The 22,464-nt window shown below is 42.2% G+C and carries 25 protein-coding genes and 1 riboswitch; of the genes, 19 read left to right on the top strand and 6 right to left on the bottom strand.

Annotation, left to right across the window (positions count from 1 at the left end):
* Positions 1 to 144: 144 nt before the first annotated feature.
* The 3 genes from B5771_RS22630 to B5771_RS22620 form a co-directional block, all read right to left on the bottom strand.
* Positions 145 to 855, bottom strand: a complete 711-nt coding sequence (locus B5771_RS22630) for an NlpC/P60 family protein (protein WP_088189539.1) — start codon at positions 853 to 855, stop codon at positions 145 to 147.
* 299 nt (positions 856 to 1,154) lie between these two features.
* Complete coding sequence (locus B5771_RS22625) at positions 1,155 to 2,129, bottom strand: EamA family transporter (RefSeq protein ID WP_088189729.1); 975 nt, start codon at positions 2,127 to 2,129, stop codon at positions 1,155 to 1,157.
* A 148-nt stretch (positions 2,130 to 2,277) separates the two neighbouring features.
* Positions 2,278 to 2,427: riboswitch (FMN riboswitch) on the bottom strand.
* A gap of 63 nt (positions 2,428 to 2,490) precedes the next feature.
* Complete coding sequence (locus B5771_RS22620) at positions 2,491 to 2,685, bottom strand: DUF2892 domain-containing protein (protein ID WP_088189538.1); 195 nt, start codon at positions 2,683 to 2,685, stop codon at positions 2,491 to 2,493.
* A gap of 172 nt (positions 2,686 to 2,857) precedes the next feature.
* On the opposite strand from B5771_RS22620, the gene lepB reads away from it, so the two are divergent.
* From lepB to B5771_RS22570, 10 genes are all read left to right on the top strand, one after another.
* Complete coding sequence (gene lepB, locus B5771_RS22615) at positions 2,858 to 3,394, top strand: signal peptidase I (RefSeq protein ID WP_088189537.1); 537 nt, start codon at positions 2,858 to 2,860, stop codon at positions 3,392 to 3,394.
* A 102-nt stretch (positions 3,395 to 3,496) separates the two neighbouring features.
* On the top strand, positions 3,497 to 4,000 hold the full coding sequence (locus tag B5771_RS22610) for a DNA-deoxyinosine glycosylase (protein WP_242966940.1): 504 nt from the start codon (positions 3,497 to 3,499) through the stop codon (positions 3,998 to 4,000).
* Positions 4,001 to 4,062: 62 nt separating this feature from the next.
* Positions 4,063 to 4,713: an HAD family hydrolase gene (locus B5771_RS22605; RefSeq protein WP_088189535.1), complete on the top strand. Its 651-nt coding sequence runs from the start codon at positions 4,063 to 4,065 to the stop codon at positions 4,711 to 4,713.
* A 109-nt stretch (positions 4,714 to 4,822) separates the two neighbouring features.
* Positions 4,823 to 5,467 carry a DUF2953 domain-containing protein gene (locus B5771_RS22600; RefSeq protein WP_088189534.1) on the top strand — a complete coding sequence of 215 codons (645 nt, stop codon included), beginning with the start codon at positions 4,823 to 4,825 and terminating at the stop codon, positions 5,465 to 5,467.
* 4 nt (positions 5,468 to 5,471) lie between these two features.
* Positions 5,472 to 5,909, top strand: a complete 438-nt coding sequence (gene ytfJ / locus B5771_RS22595; RefSeq protein WP_047809221.1) for a GerW family sporulation protein — start codon at positions 5,472 to 5,474, stop codon at positions 5,907 to 5,909.
* A 103-nt stretch (positions 5,910 to 6,012) separates the two neighbouring features.
* Positions 6,013 to 6,594, top strand: a complete 582-nt coding sequence (locus tag B5771_RS22590) for a nucleoside recognition domain-containing protein (protein WP_088189533.1) — start codon at positions 6,013 to 6,015, stop codon at positions 6,592 to 6,594.
* Positions 6,591 to 7,127 (top strand): spore maturation protein, encoded by a 537-nt coding sequence (locus B5771_RS22585; RefSeq protein ID WP_047809223.1) that lies wholly within the window; start codon positions 6,591 to 6,593, stop codon positions 7,125 to 7,127. The genes B5771_RS22590 and B5771_RS22585 overlap by 4 nt, the downstream gene beginning before the upstream one ends.
* Positions 7,128 to 7,178: 51 nt before the next feature.
* Positions 7,179 to 7,973 (top strand): glycosyltransferase, encoded by a 795-nt coding sequence (locus tag B5771_RS22580; RefSeq protein ID WP_047809224.1) that lies wholly within the window; start codon positions 7,179 to 7,181, stop codon positions 7,971 to 7,973.
* Positions 7,958 to 9,370, top strand: coding sequence for a glycosyltransferase family 39 protein (locus B5771_RS22575; protein WP_088189532.1), 1,413 nt, complete (start codon positions 7,958 to 7,960; stop codon positions 9,368 to 9,370). Before B5771_RS22580 ends, B5771_RS22575 begins: the two co-directional genes overlap by 16 nt.
* A 72-nt stretch (positions 9,371 to 9,442) precedes the next feature.
* Positions 9,443 to 10,237 (top strand): pseudouridine synthase, encoded by a 795-nt coding sequence (locus B5771_RS22570; RefSeq protein ID WP_088189531.1) that lies wholly within the window; start codon positions 9,443 to 9,445, stop codon positions 10,235 to 10,237.
* Here B5771_RS22570 and B5771_RS22565 read toward each other — a convergent pair.
* Positions 10,234 to 10,746 carry a hypothetical protein gene (locus B5771_RS22565; protein WP_088189530.1) on the bottom strand — a complete coding sequence of 171 codons (513 nt, stop codon included), beginning with the start codon at positions 10,744 to 10,746 and terminating at the stop codon, positions 10,234 to 10,236. The genes B5771_RS22570 and B5771_RS22565 overlap by 4 nt on opposite strands.
* 165 nt (positions 10,747 to 10,911) lie before the next feature.
* On the opposite strand from B5771_RS22565, the gene B5771_RS22560 reads away from it, so the two are divergent.
* From B5771_RS22560 to B5771_RS22535, 6 genes are all read left to right on the top strand, one after another.
* Positions 10,912 to 11,376 (top strand): hypothetical protein, encoded by a 465-nt coding sequence (locus B5771_RS22560; protein WP_088189529.1) that lies wholly within the window; start codon positions 10,912 to 10,914, stop codon positions 11,374 to 11,376.
* 589 nt (positions 11,377 to 11,965) lie between these two features.
* A complete protein-coding gene (locus B5771_RS22555; RefSeq protein ID WP_088189528.1) occupies positions 11,966 to 13,615 on the top strand; it encodes a lactate permease LctP family transporter in 1,650 nt (549 codons plus the stop codon).
* Between the two features lie 248 nt (positions 13,616 to 13,863).
* Positions 13,864 to 15,252, top strand: coding sequence for an FAD-linked oxidase C-terminal domain-containing protein (locus tag B5771_RS22550; protein WP_088189527.1), 1,389 nt, complete (start codon positions 13,864 to 13,866; stop codon positions 15,250 to 15,252).
* Positions 15,253 to 15,254: 2 nt separating this feature from the next.
* Positions 15,255 to 16,550, top strand: coding sequence for a (Fe-S)-binding protein (locus B5771_RS22545; RefSeq protein WP_088189526.1), 1,296 nt, complete (start codon positions 15,255 to 15,257; stop codon positions 16,548 to 16,550).
* Between the two features lie 231 nt (positions 16,551 to 16,781).
* Positions 16,782 to 17,501, top strand: a complete 720-nt coding sequence (locus B5771_RS22540; protein WP_088189525.1) for a FadR/GntR family transcriptional regulator — start codon at positions 16,782 to 16,784, stop codon at positions 17,499 to 17,501.
* Between the two features lie 107 nt (positions 17,502 to 17,608).
* Entirely contained in the window at positions 17,609 to 18,673 is a 1,065-nt protein-coding gene (locus B5771_RS22535; RefSeq protein ID WP_088189524.1) for a 4Fe-4S binding protein, read from the top strand.
* Here the strand turns inward: B5771_RS22535 and B5771_RS22530 are convergent.
* Together B5771_RS22530 and B5771_RS22525 are read right to left on the bottom strand one after the other, a co-directional pair.
* A complete protein-coding gene (locus B5771_RS22530; protein ID WP_088189523.1) occupies positions 18,632 to 19,522 on the bottom strand; it encodes a phosphatase PAP2 family protein in 891 nt (296 codons plus the stop codon). The two genes, B5771_RS22535 and B5771_RS22530, sit on opposite strands and share 42 nt — an antisense overlap.
* A gap of 15 nt (positions 19,523 to 19,537) precedes the next feature.
* Positions 19,538 to 19,813 carry a hypothetical protein gene (locus tag B5771_RS22525; RefSeq protein ID WP_088189522.1) on the bottom strand — a complete coding sequence of 92 codons (276 nt, stop codon included), beginning with the start codon at positions 19,811 to 19,813 and terminating at the stop codon, positions 19,538 to 19,540.
* Positions 19,814 to 20,151: 338 nt separating this feature from the next.
* On the opposite strand from B5771_RS22525, the gene B5771_RS22520 reads away from it, so the two are divergent.
* The 3 genes from B5771_RS22520 to B5771_RS22510 all read left to right on the top strand — a co-directional run bounded on the left by B5771_RS22520 (position 20,152) and on the right by B5771_RS22510 (position 22,462).
* Entirely contained in the window at positions 20,152 to 21,411 is a 1,260-nt protein-coding gene (locus B5771_RS22520) for an NAD(P)/FAD-dependent oxidoreductase (RefSeq protein ID WP_088189521.1), read from the top strand.
* Positions 21,412 to 21,452: 41 nt separating this feature from the next.
* On the top strand, positions 21,453 to 21,923 hold the full coding sequence (locus tag B5771_RS22515; protein WP_088189520.1) for a hypothetical protein: 471 nt from the start codon (positions 21,453 to 21,455) through the stop codon (positions 21,921 to 21,923).
* 119 nt (positions 21,924 to 22,042) lie between these two features.
* Complete coding sequence (locus B5771_RS22510; RefSeq protein ID WP_172408349.1) at positions 22,043 to 22,462, top strand: HutP family protein; 420 nt, start codon at positions 22,043 to 22,045, stop codon at positions 22,460 to 22,462.
* Positions 22,463 to 22,464 lie beyond the last annotated feature (2 nt).

Raw genomic sequence — 22,464 nt, 5'->3', positions numbered from 1 at the left:
TCTGTTCTGGATTATAATTATAAATTTAAAAGGACCGGATACCCGGTCCTTTGTGGATATTATCCAGTGCCCACAGGACACTTTTGTCACCGAAGCCCCGATGTTCAGCTAGAGCTGAATGAGTTCACTTTGTTCTGTGTTAAATTATAAAACCCTTTGAGCCCCTTTATAGGCGTTTAGCCAATAGGATGAAGTCAGTGGGTAAATGGCCACACCTTTGTGAGTTGTAGCACTAATGAATTGTGAGTTACCAAGATAAATACCTACATGGTCAATGGTTCCGTTTCCAGCTGTGGAGAAAAAGACTAAATCACCAGGTTTCAGGTCTCCATAAGATACTGAAGTTCCGACCTTTGCCTGATCCTGACTGGTACGAGGCAGATTAATCCCCTGGGAAGCGAAAACATATTGAGTAAAACCGGAACAGTCAAAACCACCAGGAGTAGTGCCTCCCCATAAATACGGTGTTCCAAGCAGACTTTTCGCTTTGGCAATGATCCCCTCAATTTGAGAGGAGTTTGTGGCAGGAGCTTGGGTAGTTAGATCCTTATCTAAGGCGCTTTGAGTCAGCGGGCCAACGATTCCATCTACTTGGAGATGATCATTTTGTTGGAAATTCTCGACAGCTGAAAATGTTTTGGAACCGAAAATTCCGTCGATTGGGCCAACAGTATATCCCAAATTAACTAATTCCTTTTGCAAGGTTACGACATTATTACCAGTTGAGCCAAATCTCATAAGGGTTGCTGCCTGAACTGTCGGTGTGAAAGTTACCAGGCTTGTAAAGATAAATGTACTGGCTGCTAAAAGCTTAAGTGTTTGACTCCATTTTTTAGATGAATAATTCTGCTGCATTTTTGCCTCCTAATGAATTTTATCACTTTTTAGGTTTTCCGCTGCAATGTTCATGGACAAGTTATGGTTTAAATCTTAGCATCTAAAAACTCATGTGAAAAGTAAAGGTTGTTGGTTTAATATCCGTATTTTTCCTTATATTAAATTTTTAATAAACAAAGGAAGTTAACAAAACCCTGCATAAATAGTGGCGTAAATCCTCCACTTATATGCAGGGTCTTGTTTATAAAAAAAGGATAGATTTTCATTATGCAACGGACTCAGTAATCGCCAATCTTCACTTCATATATTCCAAACTCTCATTTGCTTGCTAAATCCGCTTGCTGAGCAGATGATTCAAGGTTTAGTCCTATTGCTTCCGGTTCGCGGCTCATCCGGGATAACAGAAGCACGGCTATCCAAACTATGGCAAAACCAACCCATTGTCCCAGATCAATAGTCTGATGTAAAATCAGCCAGTTTAGAAGTAAGCCGGTTGCAGGAAAGGCAAGTTCCGCGATGGTGGCATGAGAGGCCTTGACGCCATCTAACCCACGGTAGTAAAGAAGTAAACTTACAAGGCTTGGAACGAGCGTTTGAAACAAAAGGTTTGCCCAAACAGGTGCCAGACTAAGGGCTTGACCGATGATAAGCCAGTTTGGATGTTGGACTAAGATAATTACTGTCAACAAAGGCAGAGCAACAGCGAAGCGAAGTGCCGTTAAAGTAGTAAACGACAATTTGCCAACGAGATGTTTACCCATCACTGTAGATCCCCCCCAAAGTGCGGCAGCACCGATGGCAAATAAGGACCCAATTAGCTGTGAGGTGTTAGCAGCGGTAGTTGGAATGTGCAGGCCAAAGGTGAGTAAGTAGGCACCGATGAGTGCAGCAATAAATAATTTCCAATAGTTTTTCCGCAGTTGCTCCTTAAGTACCCAGGCGGCAAGGAGGACGGCAAAAATAGGCTGCAGTTTTTGCAGAATGAGAACAACATTGGGGTTACCGTAAGTAAATCCGGCAGTAAACAGGATCGAAGCTATAGCAGATCCGCCCCAGCTGATGAATATGACGGCTAACCAGTCAGCGAGCTTTAAATGGCGCAGTTCCTGACGTTTCCAAATAAGCACCGGAGCAGCGAAGAGGAACAATAATATATGTTCCATCCAGACAATTTGAGAGGATGTCACATAGTGGAGCAATGTAACAATAAAGACACCATCAAGTCCCCACATGGCTGCTCCAAGGGCGATCCACCAAATGGCCCAAGGAGATGATTGCTTTTTTTGAATCAAATTCAAACCCTCCATATCTTTTGCATGTATTTGAATTGAACCTTCATATGTCACAAAGAGAAAATTGTGCATGAAAAATACCCCGAGAAACAATTCTTTTCACGAGGCATATACGAGGAACCAGGATAGCAGCTTGGCCAAACCTAGTTTTAACCTTCTCTCGTCCGGACTTTACCGTCGGCCTTGGAATTTCACCAAGTCAGTCGATGCATCGTCAAAGATGCATCGAGTCGCGGGCTGAATTGCACATGCAATCGTCACCGCCGGTAGGGAATCTCACCCTGCCCCGAAGGATCAAATTCAATTAATGAAAGTATAACAGAATTTACAGTTCTAGGGTAGCCTTTATTTTATTAAAACATTAATTCTTGTCTCGGACTTCACAGGTCGAGATTCCCAAAATAGCGCTTACCGGACAATATCGCAGTAATCCTGTTGCTATTCCCAGGAGTCCGATAAGCCCCCACCAGCTTTTGAAGGCCAAACCTAAAAGTATAATAATTGTTCCTACGATAATTCTAACAATTTGCTCAGTTTTCCCAACATTACATTTCATACAATCACCTCCTTATTAATTTGCCCAATTTCTTGAAGAGTTAATGCAATCAAAGAAAGAGTCTACATGAGAAGAGACAATGAAATGGCTTAAAACAACAAATTAAATTTAGAGGGGATTTTCAAAAGACAGCGAATTAACTTGGTGGAGAACTTTGAAAGGAGGGATTTTTTTGGCGAAAAAGCGAAGTTTAACTAGGGTAATAATGGAAGCTGCAGAAATTCTGATATTTGCCTTTATATTATCGTGGGGTTTACGAAGTAATGTGGTGGAAGCGGCAACGATACCGTCCCCTTCAATGATGCCTACTATTCATGTACAAGATAGAGTCATTGTAGACAAGTTGTTGTATAAATTTACCGGAATACAAAGGGACGATATCATTGTTTTTAACCCTCCAAAGAACTTGGATTCCAGTGGGGACTATTGGATTAAGAGGGTTATTGGATTGCCGGGAGACAAGGTTCAAATTAAGGGCGGGAAGGTCTACATTAATGATCAGCCTCTGTCAGAACCCTTTGAAATGGAAGCTCCTAATTATAATTACGGTCCTGTAATTGTTCCCAAAGATGCATATTTTTTACTTGGTGATAATCGCAATCATAGTCTCGACAGTCATTATTGGGGAGCTTTGCCCGCCAAAGAGGTCGAAGGAAAAGCGGTTTTAAGATATTGGCCCTTACAGCGGTTTGGAAAGATAGCTAAGTAATAAGTAATTTAGAAAGATTCATGATAAGGGAGACTTTCTGGAATGGAAAGGACTCTCTTCTTTATTCGTTCCTGAATTTTAGTTAGAAAGATGGGGGATCATTTGACAAAGACATCTCTCCAATCATTTCTGCCGATAATTGATGAGACTTCCCGCGTTTTAGTTCTCGGTTCAATGCCCAGTGTTCAGTCCCTAAGAGAACAGCGATATTATGCCAATCCTCAGAATCAGTTCTGGCGGATTATATATACTATTTTTTCCGCGTCTCTGGACTCTGATTATACCCGGAGAATCGAGTTTATTAGGAGTAAAAGAATTGCCTTGTGGGATGTTATTGCTACCTGTCACAGAGAAGGAAGTTTAGATTCCAAGATCAAGGATGAAAAAGCAAATGATTTTGGTCAGCTATTCAATACCTATACAAACCTAGGCCTGGTAGTGTTTAATGGATCAAAGGCTTATGCAACGTTTAAAAAACAGGTAGGGTTTGACTTCACCAAGGTAAGTTTCAAGCAATTGCCTTCAACTAGTCCTGCCAACACTATAAAGCTGGAAGAGAAAATTTGTCATTGGTCAATTATCCGTAGCTTTTTAGACAATTCATAGACAATAATGTTGATTTTTGGCAATTTGTTAATATTCAATGAAACAAGGAGGATAATTTTAGCATGACCTACAAAGCTGTTATTTTTGATCTCGATGGGACCTTGGTTAACTCCCTTGAGGATATTGCTGATTCAATGAACCTGGTTTTGAAAACCTTAGACATGAAAGTGCACAACCTGGAAGATTATAAATACTTTATTGGCAATGGGATCAGAAATCTGGTTAGTCGAGCTTTGCCTGAACAATCCAGAGAAGAAACCTTCATTACAGAATGTTTCGATCTGATGATGAAGGAATATCGCGAGAGATGCCTTGAAAAAACAAGACCTTATGAGGGTATCCCTGAGCTGCTTGATGAATTGACAAGACGTAAACTCAAGCTTTGCGTTCTGTCTAATAAGGTTGATGAACTGACTCAAAAAGTTGTGTCAGCTCTTCTTGCGAATTGGAAGTTTGAAGTTGTTTTGGGACCTAGGGAAGATATTCCTAGGAAGCCTGATCCCACAGGCGCTTTCTATATCAGCAAGCAATTAAATATCCCTCAGGCTGAGATTGTTTATCTGGGAGATTCAGGCGTTGATATGCAAACGGCAGCTACTGCCAAGATGTACGCGGTGGGAGCTCTTTGGGGCTATCGCAGGAGAGAGGAGTTAAGCCAAAACGGTGCCCAATCTTTAATTAACCATCCCTTAGAATTTTTAGAGCTCTTATAGGAAATAATTGTTACGAGAAGGAATCTTTAGCATAATATGACCTTCCTTCGGACATCTTAGTTATTTAGAGAATTATTTAGACGATAGTGTTTGGTTCGGAGGGGTTACTGTGCGAGTTTTAGCCTTTTTACTCGCGTTAACGATTCTTTTTCTTTTGAGCTTAGCAATAAAAGCGGAGGTTGATTTTCGCTATCGGCGAGTGGAGGAAAAAGATCATCTGGAAATTGATTTTCGAGCATTACATGGGATTTGGCATACTCAATATCAAATTCCAACACTCCAATTGGAATGGGAAAAAGGTCCGGAATTAGAAGTAGATCAAGTCGCTGAAGGAAAGGGCGGCAGGCGAAAAGCAAAATCAAGCGTACGTTTTCGATATTTCCGCGGAGGATGGATCTATCGGCTTTGGCCTAAGCTGCAAATTTATGTTCATCGATTAGTTTGGCTAAAGAACAAGTTTTATGGCGGAATCCATTGCAAAACTATTAAATGGCGAATTGAGATTGGCTTCAAGGATGCGGCTCAAACAGCGATGGCTGCGGGAGCTTTTTGGAGCCTGTTTGGATTTGCCCTGGCCCGTCTCTACAAACAAGTTATCGTGGAGGCTAAGAATCCTGAACTTGTGGTCGTTCCACAATTTAAAAAAGAAGGATTTTTATGTGATATCCAATGCATATTCCAATTAAGAATCGGTCATATTATTTTTGTTGGATTTAATGCTGTGCGTAGTTTCAAGCGGGCTAGAAGGGGGTAGTAGCATGGGTAATCATCCTATAGAATTATTGATGAAAACAGCCATGGAAAGTATCCAGCAAATTGTTGACGTTAATACCATTATTGGTGACCCGGTAGAAACCCATGATGGATCCGTTATTATTCCAATATCACGGGTAGCGTGTGGTTTTGCAGCAGGGGGCAGCGAATTTTCCCCGCCCGATCAGCAAAAAGAGAACGGAAATAATTCAGGGGATTCGGCAAACCAACTTCCTTTTGGAGGCGGCGCAGGTGCCGGGGTATCCGTACAACCCGTCGGTTTCTTAGTCGTTGGCAATGGAACCATTCGCCTGCTGCCTGTCGACAGTAATGTCGTCATCGATCGTATCTTAGATACGGTTCCAGATCTTTTAGACAAACTGTCAGGAATGCTTCACAAAAAGAAGAAGACTTCAGATGAAATTATACTGGCCAGAGAATAAGTTCTAGCCGCCCAAATACATAGGCAATATTCAATAAAAGAACGAGAAGATCTCGTTCTTTTTTGTCCGCCCTTTTCATAGATTTTTTCAAGGGGGGTGGGCTATGGTTAACCTCATCTGGCTGATTATGTTAGTCATCGGCATTTTGATTTCAGCACTTAATGGACAGATAGAAATTGTCACAGTTTCGGCTATGAAAGCTGCCGAATTAGGGGTAGAGGTAGCCATTGAACTTATCGGAGTAATGAGTTTATGGTTAGGGTTGATGCGTTTAGCCGAAGAAGCGGGAATTGTAAAGGGAATCGCTCGTCTTTTTGGGCCCGTCGTTCGCCTCTTATTTCCTACCTTAAAACCGGATAGTCCGGCTCTTGGAGCCATAATTATGAACTTGAGCGCCAACATTTTGGGATTGGGAAATGCAGCGACTCCTTTTGGACTAAAAGCTATGCAGGAATTGCAAAAGGAAAATCCCACGCCGGAAACGGCAAGTCCTGCGATGATAACATTTCTCGCCCTAAACACCTCGTGTATAACTCTAATACCCGCTACAATTATTGGGGTAAGGCTGAAGGCTAATTCGGCTAATCCAACAGAAATTATCGGAACAACTATTGTTGCAACGGGGTGTGCTATGACCTCGGCTATTATTGTGGATTATCTTTTCCGTAGGAGGGCAGCCAAATGAAGGCAATTGCTGAAATTTCACGTTGGGCGATTCCGCTGCTTCTTTTGTTTATCCCGGTGATTGCCTTTTTGCGTAAAGTACCTGTTTATGAATCCTTTGTGGCAGGAGCCGAGGAAGGGTTTAATACCGGTGTTCGCATACTTCCGTTTTTAATTGGCATGTTGGTATCAATTCGAATCTTTGTTGATTCGGGAGCTTTGAACATCCTGGCCCATTGGCTGCAGCCGATATTTGCTTATTTCGGATTGGATTCCAACGTCGCGGCAATTATTCCTTTAGCAATAATGCGTCCTTTAAGCGGATCGGGTGCCCTTGGAGTAGCGACTCAACTGATAAACCAATATGGTCCTGACTCTTATATAGGACGTTTAGCGTCTACCCTTCAAGGAAGCACAGACACAACATTTTTTGTGTTAACGATCTATTTTGGATCGGTAGGCATACGAAAGTATCGCTATGCTCTTAAATTGGGATTATTGGCCGATTTTATAGGCTTAATTGCTTCGATCTGGATTGTTACAAAAACGTTTTAATGAGTAATTTTTGCGCATACTAACAATATCCGAAAGGAGGAATTTGTTAGTATGCTTTATATTCTTTTACCAGCCTATAACGAAGCCGGTTCTCTTCCGGTGCTGCTTGATAATATTGAAGAGACCTGTGCTGATCTTCCTCATTTAATTATCGTAGTTAATGATGGAAGTACTGACACGACACCGGAGGTAATTGCGAGGTATACTCGGATTTATTCAACGGTGCACCAAGTTAACCATGTTCAAAATCAAGGCTTAGGAGCAGCTTTAAACAGTGGATTTCAATACGTTTTAAACTACAATACAACTCATCAGCTTTCCTTGATAAATGCTCCGGATGATTTTCCTGACTTGGTTATAACGATGGATGCTGATAACACACAACCAGCTGACCGCATTCCCTTGCTATTGGAGGCGATTCGCTCCGGTGCAGACTTAGCCATCGCTTCAAGATTTACTAAGGGTGGAGAGCAATATGGCCTTTCCTGGCTGAGAAAATTACTTTCTTGGGGAGCAGGAAAAGTTATGAATTTTTTCCTGCCAATCAGAGGTGTCCATGATTATTCCTGTGGTTACCGTGCTTATCGGCTTTCCTTATTGGCCGAAGGAACAAGGCAATACGGGCCGAACATAATTCAGAGCCGTAATTTTTCCGGAATGGTGGAACTGCTCTTGAAAATAGCCCCCTTTGCAGATCGTGTGACAGAAGTTCCGCTAAAACTTCATTACGAATTAAAACAAGGTGCAAGCAAAATGAAAATTTGGGCTACGATTTGGGGCTATGTTCAGTTAATCTACCAGATTAAACGGCAAAGGTGGAGTCTTGTCGAATGGGTCGAAGAGTAAGGTGGTGTTTGTTGGGATCTATCCTAGGGGTTGCTTTATTCCTTCGCCTCAAGGGGATTTCAAATCCCTTACTGGATAATCAAGGATGGCGGCAGGCTGATACGGCCAGTATCGCGGTTCATATGCTCAGCCATCTGGCAGATTTTCCTAAAGTCCTGATCCCTCAGCTGAATTACGACGGTGTAGTACCTCAAAATGTTGAATTAGAATTCCCCTTATTCCCCTATTTATTAGCGTGGACATGGAAATTATTTGGCTGGGCGGATATCTGGGGTCGGCTTTGGGCTGTAGCTTTATCCTTGGTGGCAATTTATGGATTATATGATTTGGGGAAACATTTGATTTCCGAGAGAGCAGGTTTTTTAGCGGCAGCGATTTATACTTTATTGCCTCTGTCAATTTATTACGGAAGGGTGGTAATGCCCGAGCCAATGGCTCAAGCTTTAAGTATTTGGGCTTTGGCTCTTATTATTCGTTGGAGGAAATCGCTTGAGAAACAAGGAGTCTGGATGATTGGAGTTATGATGGCAGGGGCGATATTAGCCAAGCTGCCTCAGTTAATGTTGTTTCCTGTTGCTCTGCTGTTTGGCTTTTATCCTTGGAGGCAAGCGGATCGGAGGAAATTTATCAGCTATAGCTTGATTGCACTTGGTTTCCCTATGGTATATTATTTATGGGTACACATGAATGTCAGCTCCTCAAGCCAATTTGTATCCGGAATAATAACCAATCAAGTTGCAGGTTCTAAACATTTGAATTGGAAACCACTTCTGAAAAATTTACATCTTGGTTTAACAGACAGCGTTCTTTTTCTTTCGGGAATGGGTTTGTTAAGGTTATTTTTTCAGCGATTTTATGGACGTATAGCCCTTTTGGCATGGGTAATCATAGCCTTGCTTTATCTTGGCATAGTCTGTGTTCGTATTCCCTTGGATTATTATCTTGTTCCTATTATGCCTCTGGCTGCTTTATTAGGTGCTTACGCCTTAGAAGGATGTAAAAGGTTCCAACTGCTTCTTGTTCTTCTGCTCTTAATTGTACTCAACCGAGGATCATATTCATATTTAAAGCCCAAATATCAATGGGATCCGGAATACTTGACCCAGGCAGAGTGGATAAAGGATCACACAACTTCTTCTAGTGTTTTGGTGTTAAGCGACCCGGAACCCATGACATTTTATTATGCCCATCGTGTGGGTTTTCGCCTTTCCGAAGTGTTAGATATAAGAGATGAGAAATCTCCGGTCAGAGTGCTCTCGCAATTTCCGGGGGATTTTTTTATTCGACTTCCCAAAACCCGACAACATGAACTTTTCTGGAAAATGGTTGAAGAAGCTTACCCTGAAATCGGACCTGGGGTTTTTGCGCTCAAACAACCAAAATTCAAGAAAGGCTAAGTGAACTTGAGGGTTTTAAAACTGGATAAAAGCCTTTAAAGAGGATAATAGTGAAAAGGAATGAGATGCTTCATGGAGGTTAAATCCAAACATGAAAAAAACCCAGAATCAGGTGAACGGCTGCAAAAAGTGTTGGCTCAAGCTGGAGTTGCCTCGCGCCGCCAAGTTGAAAAATTAATTCAAGAAGGTCGAGTGAAAGTCAATGGTTTTACGGTAGCTGTTTTAGGTACTAAAGTCTGTGCCGAAGATGAGATTATTGTGGATGGAGTTCCCGTTAAAAAGGCTGAGGAACTGCATTATTATTTGCTTAATAAACCGGCAGGAGTAATTTCGAGCGCTCGGGATCCTCGGGGAAGAGCAACTGTTGTTGATTTAATGAAAAACGTTCCAGTTAGAGTTTATCCGGTGGGTCGGTTAGATTATGATACTTCAGGTTTGCTGATTATGACAAACGATGGAGAACTAGCTCATCGCTTAATGCATCCCTCCTACGGAGTAAATAAAACCTATAGAGTTTGGGTTAAGGGTCCGATGGAACGGGAAGCTCTGGAACAGTTAAGAAAAGGGGTTGAGCTTGAAGACGGCAAAACCGCTCCGGCTAAAGTTATCAGCAGGAGCGGTTTCAGACAAGGCAAGCCGATGGATCATAAACAACATTTTCCTGAAATTCTCGAAGTCACGATTCATGAAGGGAAAAATAGGCAGGTACGGAGAATGTTTGAATCTGTCGGCTATCCTGTTGTTCAATTAGAGCGTATAGCTTATGGACCCTTAACCCTGGATAGGCAGCGTTTTTCAGCAGGAAACTATCGATCTTTAACCAATGAGGAAGTTAAAAGTCTCCGCTTATTAGTTGGGCTGTCTTAACCAATAGGATATAGAGGATGATCTATGGAGGTATTCCATTTTTCAATGTCTTTCCCTCCAAAAGCTCCTAAAGCATTGGCGACTGAATTCTGCTTTTCATGATTGGTTGTGATAAGAACAAGCCAGTGTCCGGTTCTAACCTCGTGCTCATAATGACGAGCCCGTTCTGCAGAGATACCATAGACTAAGAGGGCTTCTGTCAATCCACGTCCCTGGGGTTGATGCATCAACAGGTTGGCTATAGGTCCGGCTGCTGCCACCTCGCCAAGATTGGGAACGTTAAAAGGGGGAGCTTGAACAAGCCAAGCGTTAAATTTGTCAAGATTAATTTCGCTCGGATAGTAGGCAAGTTCATTAGCAATTTCTTCTTTAAATTCTCCTTGATGCAGATAATCGCTTAGAACAACAACAGAGATTTTACTATTGGCTAAGGATTCTCCTTGGATCTCTTCAATTGCTTCTTTTGTTTGTTGAGGGCCTTTAAATATTGCAACTACAGTTTTTCGCATATCCTAATCTCCTTTGACAGCATTTCCTTTTCCTAATAATAAGTTTAGTATGTCCACAAAGTGTGAGCATATAGCAAATTAGGCAGGAGAAAATAATCCCTATGGAGAATATTTTGCTTAAAAGATTAAAAAAATGTAGCTTTAGATAGAACGGAGAGATCAGAGATGAAAATTCGGATCGGAGAGGAACTTCTAACGGAACATGTCCGTGTGAGGATTCGTTTAGATTTTCGTGGTGAGGCACAAAGCGGACGCTTCTTTTTCGGTAGCAAAAGTAAAGAACAAGTAGCTGAAGCAACGAGGGAACAGCAAGTTGCCGTTTTACGAAATGTCCCATTACAGGGAATTATGATAGAGGATGTTGATTTGAGTCTGGATGTCTACACAGTTACTGAAGGTTCGGGACGAAGAACCCAAGAGACAGCATTTGCCCCTATTATTCTTACGCTTAGGGTAGAAGATCTCGATGATTTATTGCCATTATTAATCAAACCGGAATTTCGTAAGATTGAATTTTTAAGTCCCGAAAGTATTTCTTTGCATCGCTTGGACATGGAGCGCTTGTTATTTCGCTTAAGTCAATCTTTTCAACAGGAACTTAAAGCTATAGAACAAAAATACTTGCGCTAGAGCTCAATAAATTTAAATGTTGTCTCACAATTTTAATAATATTTAAAATTAAAAATAATTAGACAACTAACTAAATAATTTATTCACAAAGATCCTAACATATTGTAATTTTTTTAATATTATATTATCCTAAAAGGGAGAGGGAAATACCACAGAAATACCATTTTTTTAATGTACATATTGAAACAGAGTATTAAATATTAAACAGTTTCGAAAAGGTTAGTATTAACTACAGTCTTTTAATATTAATTTTCAGCTCTGTAAATTTGAATAATAAAACAAGGATACAAGATATATGAAAGGGAGTTTTATTGAATCTAACTCTTGTATATTTTGTATTATGTATTCTAAAAATTCGAAATAGAGGTCCAAAACTATTAAAATTAGACAATATGTTAAACAAAGAATTTATTAGCATATTGAAATTTTCATTTTTTAGAGGTAGTATATTAAGCGGGTTAATGGTCTGACAGTCAAACAGTCAGCCATTTGCTATAATCTTAGCAAAGAAGGGATGGTGACGTAGTATAAGTTAATTCTTAATTGGAAACGCTCTAGACATAACTAAATGAAAGGTGGAATTAAACAAATGCCATGGACACAGAATTACGCTGCCCTTGGAAATAGCATTCCATTAACTGCGCTTGCTGTTTCTCTGCCTATTTTTTATTTATTTTGGGCTCTTGCTATTAAGCGAATGAAAGGGCATATTGCAGGTACTACTACGCTCTTATTTACGATTATTGATGTTATTCTCGTTTACAAAATGCCAGTTGGCCTTGCTATTTCAGCAAGTATACTCGGTGTAATCAATGGATGGTTCCCGATCGCCTGGATTATTGTAGCCGCAGTTTTTCTATATAACTTGACAGTTGAAGCAGGTCAGTTCGATATTATTAAAAGTTCAATCGCCTCTTTATCTGATGACCGTCGTCTTCAAGCTCTTTTGATTGCATTTTCCTTTGGTGCCTTCCTCGAAGGGGCTGCAGGATTTGGTACTCCAGTAGCTATTACCGCTTCCATCTTGGTGGGATTGGGTTTTGAACCAGTTTATGCTGCAGGCATTTGCTTAGTTGCTAATACTGCCCCGGTTGCTTTCGGAGGAATCGGTTCTCCTATCATTGCAGCTCAAGCTGCTTCAGGATTTGATCAAAATATCATCGCAGCCGCAATTGGGCGACAATTACCATTTCTCTCCGTGTTTGTTCCTCTGTATTTGATCATTCTCATGGCTGGTTGGAAAGGCGCTAAAGAAGTACTCCCTGGAATTGCTGTTTCCGGTATTACCTTTGCCGTTGCGCAATGGTGGTCCTCTAACTATCTCGGAGCTATGCTTCCTGATATTATTGCCTCAATCTTCTCGCTAATCTGTACCGCTACCCTGCTGAAATTCTGGAAACCTAAGAATATTTGGCGCTTCCCGAACGAAAAGAACGCCAAAATCGAGCAACACAAAAAGTACACCGGTGGTCAGGTTTTAAAGGCTTGGTCTCCATTCATTGTTCTTACAGTTATGGTTGGAATCTGGGGTTCTAATCCTTTCAAAGATTTTGTTACGAAGCAGCTGAAATGGTTTATCATGATTCCTCATTGGCCTGGTCTCGATGGCTTAGTTTATAAAGCTGCACCGATTGTCAATAAGCCGACTATTTATGGTGCCAATTATAAATGGGATTTCTTCCTGGCAACTGGAACAGTCATTTTATTCGCTTCTATCATCACCATGATCATTCTCAAAATCAGTCCTGCCCGAGCTAGTAAGGTTGCCGGAACTACTATTAAGAGCCTTATCTATCCAATTATCACCATTGGTTCGGTACTTGGTTTCGCTTATATTGCTAACTATTCCGGACTTTCTTACACTCTTGGCTTATTCTTCTCTCTTACTGGACATGCTTTCCCGTTCTTCGCTCCAATCTTAGGATGGCTCGGCGTTTTCTTAACTGGATCCGATACATCAGCCAATGCTCTTTTCGGACAATTGCAGCGTGTTACTGCTACTCAAGTGGGAATCAATCCTATCCTTACCGTTGCTGCCAACAGCTCTGGTGGTGTCGTAGGAAAAATGATCTCTCCGCAATCCATCGCCGTTGCTGCCGCAGCTACCGATTTGGTTGGACGAGAATCAGATCTCTTCCGCTTTACAATTAAACACTCGGTGTTCATGTTGGTAATTATTATGTGTATGACTTATATTCAGGCTTACTTCTTGCCTGGTATGATGCCTGTCATACACTAAGTGTTATTAATTTAACAGAACGTGGGAAGGGGTAAAGCTAACCCTTTCCCACTTTTTAATGCCGGCAATAAGCAAGTTTCCTAATCATGTAACTATATGAATTTGTCAACTTATTTATCTAAAATTCTCATATTGAAATTTCAATACAGTTAGATTATTATTATATATATCAAAGATATGAAGATTTTTTAATATTTTAGCTTTTGTGTGGTCTGACAATCAGACATTAAAAAGGGGGAAACAAAAAAATGTTAGCTCGTGAAGTTGTCGAAGAACTTGTGCAAGCGCTCGGCCGAGAAAATGTTCTTACGGAACAGGAAGATTTACTGACCTATGCCTACGATGCAACTGCGGCTTTGAAACATCAAAAGCCGGATGTTGTAGTTTCGCCCATATCTACAGAACAAGTTGCAGAGGTCGTGAAAATTGCTCAGCGTCATCAAGTTCCAATTTACCCCCGGGGATCAGGAACTAACCTTAGCGGGGGAACTGTTCCCATTCAGGGGGGCATTGTTCTTTCAATGCTCAACTTGAATAAGATTCTCGAATTTGATCAGGATAATTTAACAGCTACCGTACAACCGGGTGTTATTATACAGACCTTAAATGACGAAGCAGCCAAACATGGCCTGATTTATCCCCCTGATCCGGGAACCGTTACTACAGCCACCATGGGCGGGTCAGTGTCCGAATGTTCCGGAGGATTACGAGGCCTTAAATATGGAGTTACCAAGCATTATATCATGGGGTTGACCATTGTTCTGGCCAATGGAAAGGTCATTCGCTGGGGCGGAAAAACTGTCAAGAATGTTACGGGCTATGATTTAGTGGCTCTTTTCACAGGTGCAGAGGGAACTTTGGGGATTATTACTGAAATGATCGTCAAATTGATTCCTGCTCCCGAGACAAGAAAAAGCGTTTTAGGTGTTTTTGATAACCTTGATAAGGCAGGCAATGCCATAGCAGCAATTATTCGCAATAAGATCATTCCAGCGACCCTGGAAATCATGGATAACGTGACCATTCAAACTGTAGAGCATTTCGTTCATGCCGGACTTCCTCTGACTGCTGAAGCCGTACTCTTATGTGAGGTGGATGGTTACAAAGAAGTTGTGGAACGTGAGTCCGTATTAGTGGAACGAATATTAAAAGAAGAAGGCGCCGTCGAAGTTAAAGTGGCTAAAAACGATCAGGAACGTGACCTTCTCTGGCTTGCACGCCGCAGTGCCCTTCCTGCTTTAGCACAAAAACGCCCGACGACTGTTCTCGAGGACGCTACTGTTCCGCGGAGTAAGATTCCTGAAATGCTTAAAATAGTCCGTAAAATTGCTGATAAGTATAATCTTCAAATAGCAACCTTTGGGCACGCAGGAGATGGAAACCTGCACCCAACGATTTTAACGGATGTACGTGATGAGGACGAAATGAAGCGGGTTCATCTCGCCGTCGACGAAATTTTCCATGGGGCTATTGCTTTGGGTGGTACCCTTTCGGGAGAGCATGGAATCGGAGTTGCCAAAATGGACTTCTTAAGTTTGGAATTTGGTGAAGCGGGAGTAGAAGCCTTGAAGGCGCTCAAAGAAGCCTTGGATCCTAACTATATGTTGAACCCTGGCAAAATTGTAAGGAGGGATTAATCGTGTCCGTATATGATTCTTTGGATTCGATTAACGAGGAACTCCATAAATGCATGAAATGTGGTAACTGTCAGGCCGTTTGTCCAATTTATAAGGAGACGCGCCAAGAAGTTGGGGTTGCACGAGGGAAAATAAGCCTGGCAGAATTTATTCTTTCAGGCGAGGCAGAAATGACTGAAGGCATGGCTGAGCGTTTTTCTCTTTGTACCACATGCATGGCTTGTAATCAAAATTGTCCATGTGGAGTTCGTTTTGACAAAATTATTTTAGCGGCTAGAGCAGAAGCGGTTCGTAAAAAGGGACTGCATCCTGTGAAAAAGATCGCCTTTACAGCCTTGAAAATGCAACGCCTTTTTGATTTTGGCATGAAAACAGGCAGCGTTTTTCAAGGGGTCGCTTTGAAACATTTACCTCACAAAAGTGACCGCCTTGCCCGGATGCGTTTTGACATTGGCATAGGAACAGAAAAAGTATTCCCTATGCTCGCTAAACGTCCTTTGCGCTCTGAGCTGCCCGAAGTTGTCAAGGCTAAAAATCCTAAAATGAGGGTCGCTTTCTTTACAGGATGTATGATTAACTATTTTTACACGGATATCGGTAAAGCAGTCGTTGAAGTTTTGACAGAAAACAATATTGAAGTTGTTATTCCTCGAGGACAAGGTTGTTGTGGGATACCAGCATCAGTAAATGGAGACACTGTGTCAGCCCGAGCGCTTGCACGACGAAACTTACGAGCTTTTGAACGATTGGGTGCAGATGCCTTAGTTGTTGCTTGTTCTTCAGGAGGAACAGCTTGGAAACATGTATTTATGGAGCTTTTGGAGAATGATCCGGAATTCAGCGCTTTGGCTAAGAAGTGGTCGGAAAAATCCTATGACATTTCGGAGTTTCTGATCCATAAAGTACCCTTTAAGAAAGAAGGCTTAGGCCGCGTTGACCGTAAAGTGACTTATCATGATCCCTGCCATTTAAATCGTGGACAAGGTATTAATAAAGAACCACGAGAGATTCTTAAAAGTATTCCCGGAGTAGAATTGATTGAAATGAAAGAGCCTGGACGTTGCTGCGGTATGGCTGGATCGTTTAGTCTGGTTCACCCGGATCTTTCGGTTAAGATTTCGGATCGTAAAATTGCCGATATTTCTCAAACTCAAACGAATACTGTAGCTACCGGCTGCCCTGCTTGTCGCTTACAACTGCAGAGCGGTGTTGAAAATGCAGGTATTCAGGAACAAGTTATGCACACGGTTCAAATTCTGGCCGAATCGTATCGTGCCGGTAAAAAAGGATCTAAGTAATTTTAACCTCTAACTAAACAATTATAGTCTAAAACTATTATGGTTTGATATTATTTAGAGGACGGTAAACTAAATGGAAACACTAATTGACTTAGTGTTTCCTCTTTTATTATAGAAGATATTGGATTTTCGCCGATACTCATGCTAAACTAAAAAGTATGATAGAATATGATTATAAAATTGTGAGTTGTCAGCTATTGGCGGAGAAAGTGTTAACAAGGAGTGAATAGGGTGATTTTAAAACCCATAAAAACCCAAAAAATTTATGAGCAAATTGTTGATCAAATTAGTCAACTTGTCATCGATGGTCATCTAAAACCCGGCGATCGTTTGCCATCGGAACGTGAGTTAGTTGACCGGTTTAAAGTTAGTCGATCCTCAATCCGTGAAGCTGTAAGTGCCCTGGAATTAATGGGACTTATCGAGGTTCGTTCCGGAGAAGGGATGTATATCAGACAGGTTAACGTTGATTCCGTAGTAGCTCCTTTAGCATGGATGCTGTTTATTGAAAAAGATTCGGATTTAGAACTCTATGAAGCTCGAAAGGTTCTTGAGGTGCAAGCTGCCGGATTGGCGGCGGAGAGAGCAGAAGAGGATGAGATCGCCGAGATGCACAAACATCTGGAACTTATGCGAACTGATCTTCAATTAGAACGAACCGGAGAAGAAGCCGATCACAATTTTCATTATTGCATCGCTAAAGCTACCCACAATAAGATCTTGATACGTCTTATGAACACGATTTCAGATACCATGCGCATAACTTTAAAAACCAGCCGTAATATACTTGCATCTGATAGAAACAAGCCGCGGAGATTGTATGATGAACATTTTGCCATCTACGAAGCGATACGATTGCACGATATTGAACAAGCTCAGAAATTAATGCTGGATCACTTAGTTGGTGTGGAGAATGAACTGGCAAAAGATTTGCTTCGTAAGCACAAATAGTAGAGGCGGAAACACTAGAGGGTGTGTTTCCCGCCTCTTTTACTTCAGAGCGTTTTAGAACAGACTGTTATTTGGAATGAAAAAGTATAGAACAGTGAGGTCTAAATATGACTTGCCAAGTTGTTTATCACAACGGAAATTGTCTTAATACTAAAAAAGCCTATACGAATACCTGCCGGTTATGTATTGAAGTTTGTCCCTACCAGGCTATTTCTGAATACCGGCAGCTCAATACCGAGAAATGTTCCGAATGTGGGGCCTGTATGGCCGTTTGTCCAAGTGATGGTTTTGTTGATACTCAGATTGATAAGCTCTACGAATATCTTGAAGAGGCCAATGAAATCCGTTTGAATTGCCCCAAGGCTCTTCCCGGAGGTTTTGAGATTCCTTGTTTAGGTATGTTTGATATGGATGGCTGGGTGACCTTAATTCTCTGGGCGAAGAAAAAACCTGTAACCCTAGTAACAGGAGTATGTTCGGCTTGCGAGGATCGTTCTGCCTGTACTGTCAGCGTCCAGGCCTTTAAGCAAGTGCATTCGTTCTGGCCGGATCATCCTCCGGTTCATATCCAAGTACGGCCGGACGATGGCAGAGACCCTCAGAGAATTGAAGCTTCTAAATCGTTTGAACGAAATTTTTCCTTGGATAATTGGCGCCAAAAAAGCATGAAACAGGTTGAACATTGGTTACCGAATTTAACGGCCGATCAGACCTATCCAATTCCTAAGAGTCGACAAGGTTTGCTGCAGGTTCTGGAAAAAGGCGAAGATGACAAGATACCATTTAGAGTTTTATCCGTTTCCAAGATGTGTACGAATTGCGGAGTTTGCGCTTCGATTTGTCCCCAGGGTGCTCTGCAAAAAACAGAGGAATGGGATCCTGATCCGGCGGCCAAGGAGTCGCCGCTGGAAGATAAAATAGTATCCCAGCGGCTTATCCTTGAACCTCAGAAATGCGTCCATTGTAATCGTTGTCTCGAGGTCTGCCGCATTGAAGCTTTGTCCTATTCCACTAAAATGTTAAATTATCGGTTTTTAACAGGTAAGGTACTGATTCATGAAGGCAGCCCATTGTATTGTAAACAATGTGGAAAACGTATTTTTGACAATTCGGAGTTATGTCTGGTTTGTTCAACGAGTGATCCCAAGGGACGAAGTTCTTTCTTCCTTTAACGGGTTTTCCCATTTGAAGTGCCGGAAGAGAGAGGGAGCCCCGAAGGACGTCCATAGTCCGCCGACGGAAAGGACGGGAAGATAGATCCAAGGATACATGCGGGTAAGCGGATGCCAGATCCAGACCCAGAGTCCTAAAATGCAAAGGCCAAGGAAAGTTTTGAAGATCGAGGGGACTAGAGGGGTACGCTCACGGTAGTCAAGATAAACATTTTCTAAAAAATGTCCGCAGGTGAAACCGATAACAAAACCGACCATTTGCAGTCCCTGATGGGTATGATACAGCAAGAGAAACAACAGCGGGACTAAGAAAGATATGAAGAGTTTTAAACCTAGGGACATTTGAAGTTTTAACAATCGTTCATCAAGCTTTTGAAACCCGAAAACCACCACAGCCCCCAGCAAATAGGCCCCTAAGACATCTTGAGGCCAGTGTACGCCAAGATAAAGGCGGGAAAAGCCAATTCCAAGGATCATGAAGGTACCAATACCCAGATAGATTTTACGGGACCGCCAACGGTTCCAAACATAGGGGTAAAAGGTAGCTGCTCCTTGGCTGTGTCCGCTTGGGAAAGAACTGCCTGTTGCCGAAGAAAGATAGAGAGAGCGAATACCAGGTTGCCCAATGGGACGAGGGGCATTAAATATACCCTTAAAAAATCCGTTTAAACCCATAGACGTCAGAAATAAAATAGCCAGTCTAAAACCAAAACGCTTATCAATATTCCAATAGATGACGGTAATTAGAAAAATATAACTTGGCTCGCTGCCTAAAAAGCTGAGCAGAATAAAGAAATAATCAATCAGCGGAGTATGAATGGATTGAATTGCTTGATAAAAGCTTACCATACCTTGTGCCCCTGCTTACACATGGTGACCGCCGCATCCGCAAGTGCAATGAGCATCGTGTTCGTGAGGCTTTTTCATGGGTTCGCGCAAAAGCTGTTCTGTAAGATGTGTTGCATGGCTTATGGGTTGCTGCTGAATTTCTAAGGCTAAGTTTATGGCCTCGGTAATGTCTGCCTTATTGATACCCATTTCTAAAGCTTCCATAATCGCTACACGAAGAGAAGCAAGGGCATTACAGGCAACTGACGCGGAAATTCGGGCTAAAATAGCGGTGCGGTTGTCAAGACTCATGAAACATTCCTCCTAAAATTTATCTACTTCTGTTTAATTTTTATGGTCTACTTAGTGAAGCGCATAAGGTTTTCACGAATTGTTTATTAAAGAAGACCTTTTATGTAAATAGTTTAAGTAGGGATAATTTTAGCACAGTCAGGTTTTAAGGGCAAAACTTGGGCCTTTTATCAAGTCAGGGAAGAAAAACGTACTTATTAGAGTATATGTTAAACTAAATAAACGGCTCAAGAGATACAGATAATCTAAAGATAAGTGAACTCGTTCAGCTAAAGCTGAACATCGGGGCCACTCCCACTTGAAGTGGGAGTCTCATGACTAGATGAAAGGAAATTAGGATGAAGGACTATCAGGTAATTGTTGTCGGCGGAGGTGCTGCCGGCATGATGGCGGCTGGTCAAGCCGCGAAAAACGGTGCAAAGGTTCTTTTACTTGAGAAAAAAGAACGCTTGGGCAGAAAAATTGCTATTTCAGGTAAAGGCCGCTGTAATGTCACTAATGAAGAGAATGTCTCGGATTTTATTCGTAACTATCCAGGCAACGGGCGGTTTTTGCATGGAATCCTCCGGGATTTCGATAATGTAGCCTTACGACATTTTCTTGCTCGCTATGGAGTAGAGACTAAAGTTGAACGCGGAGGGCGTGTTTTTCCTGTTTCTGATGATGCAGAAAGTGTCAACAAGGCTTTGACAGCGTATTTGACTGAAATGGGAGTTACGATTCTTACCGGCATTACTATCGAGGATATTCTGGTTGAGAATGACCGTGTTATCGGTGTCCAAGGAACGGGTCAAAAGCGGTTTTTAGCCCGGAGTGTGATTATCTGTACAGGAGGAGCTTCCTATCCGGCAACGGGATCAACAGGTGATGGCTTTCGCTTTGCCCGTAAGCTGGGACACCACGTGATTTCCCCGCGACCGGCTTTAGTCCCCCTCAAAACGGCCGAGACCTGGGTCAAGGAATTGCAAGGTTTGTCACTAAGGAATGTTGAAGCTTCTTTGTGGATCGGAGGAAAGAAAAAAATTACTGAGTTTGGGGAAATGCTCTTTACACATTTCGGAGTATCCGGCCCCATTATCTTAACCTTAAGCCGGCAAGCGGGCGAGGAAATACGTAAGGGGGAGACTGTTCAGCTGCGGATTAATTTAAAACCGGCTTTGAGCAGGGAACAACTCGATCTGCGCCTGCAAAGGGACTTTCAAAAGTACAGTAATAAACAATTTAAAAATGCTCTTGAAGACCTTCTGCCCCAAAGTTTGATCCCGGTGATGATTCGGTTAAGCGGAATTGATTCTGAACGAGTTGTCCATCAAATCAATCGAGAAGAACGAAAAACGTTGCTTGCTTTACTGCAAGGGTTAACTCTCACTATAACCGATACCCTCTCTCTTGAGACCGCAATTGTCACGGCCGGCGGGATCGATGTTAAAGAAATTAATCCTAAAACCATGGCCTCCAAACGAATCGAGGGGCTGTACTGGGCAGGGGAAGTGGTTGATGTTGATGGAATAACCGGCGGTTATAATTTACAGGCTGCTTTCGCCATGGGTTTTCGCGCCGGACGCGCAGCTGGTGCAGAAGGCTGTTCTCTGGTCTGATAAGGATACTTGACGCATAAACTTTTTCTGAGGTGGTGTTTGTGCGTAGAAAAGTTTCAATGATGGAACAGCTTTGGAGCAATGTTCAAAATGGAGAACGGCGAATTATCCGGGTCATAGTCCTGGCCTCCGTAATACTTGTTGTTATGCAGTTAAGTGTTGCTCGTGATCCCCTGCAATTCTACATATCTGTCGCCTCCAAAGTAGAGTCTCCCCCTTTGGATTTGCCTTCTCTAGCTGCCGGTAAGTCGACAAAATTATGGCAATTAACTTTAAAGTCAATTCCTGCAGCGCCCATTCGCGTCTTGCAAAATGGCAAGGAAATAGGGACTCTGACGAAGGGAGAACAGAAGGTACTTGCTCAAAGGGGCCAAATTCAGCTGGATGGCACGGGCTTATCCCAGATAATACGGGTTCAGATTATTAAGGACGATGGCGGATTAAAAGAGCCGCATCAGACGCAAGTGATTGTCTTACCAGGATCTGTTCAGACCTTCCAGGTTAGCCCGTAATATTGCAAATCCGCAATCGGTGGACTATAATGCAATCATTAGGCGATGAATTTGCCTTGAAGATGAAGGAGGGCAGGATGGTAGGAGTTATTAAAGCATGATAAGAAAGGAAGGACGGAATGATGGCACAAAGTAAGAAAATCGCCCTTGCCGCTTTAAAAATGGCCATGACAGAGAGCAGAGACGAGGAAACTCACCTTAAGGAGCTCTATCACAAACAGGGTGTTAAAACTGCTGCTGTTGATTATGGCGGCGAGTATATTAATTCAGTACGCAAGATTGTAGAACGAGCTATCGTAGCGGCTAAACGCGAAGGGGCTATTCACGAAACCCATGGAGACGAAGGTGCTGTGGCAGGTGCCACACGTGAGGCCTTAAGCCAAATTATGAATAAAGCTATGGGTTTAAATATTGGTGGTAAAATCGGAATTGCACGTCAAGACGACCATTTGAGTGTCGCTGTCTTCTTTGGTATTGGGCTTCTTCATTTGGACGAAGTAGCTGTAGGGCTGGGGCACCGCGTTGCTCCCAAGGATTAAAG

Origin of the sequence: Desulfosporosinus sp. FKA, assembly GCF_002196785.1 — a bacterium.
Taxonomy (GTDB): Bacteria; Bacillota; Desulfitobacteriia; order Desulfitobacteriales; family Desulfitobacteriaceae; genus Desulfosporosinus; species Desulfosporosinus acididurans.
The sequence above is the reverse complement of the archived record's forward strand: the minus strand, read 5'-3'. Positions and strand labels throughout refer to the sequence as shown.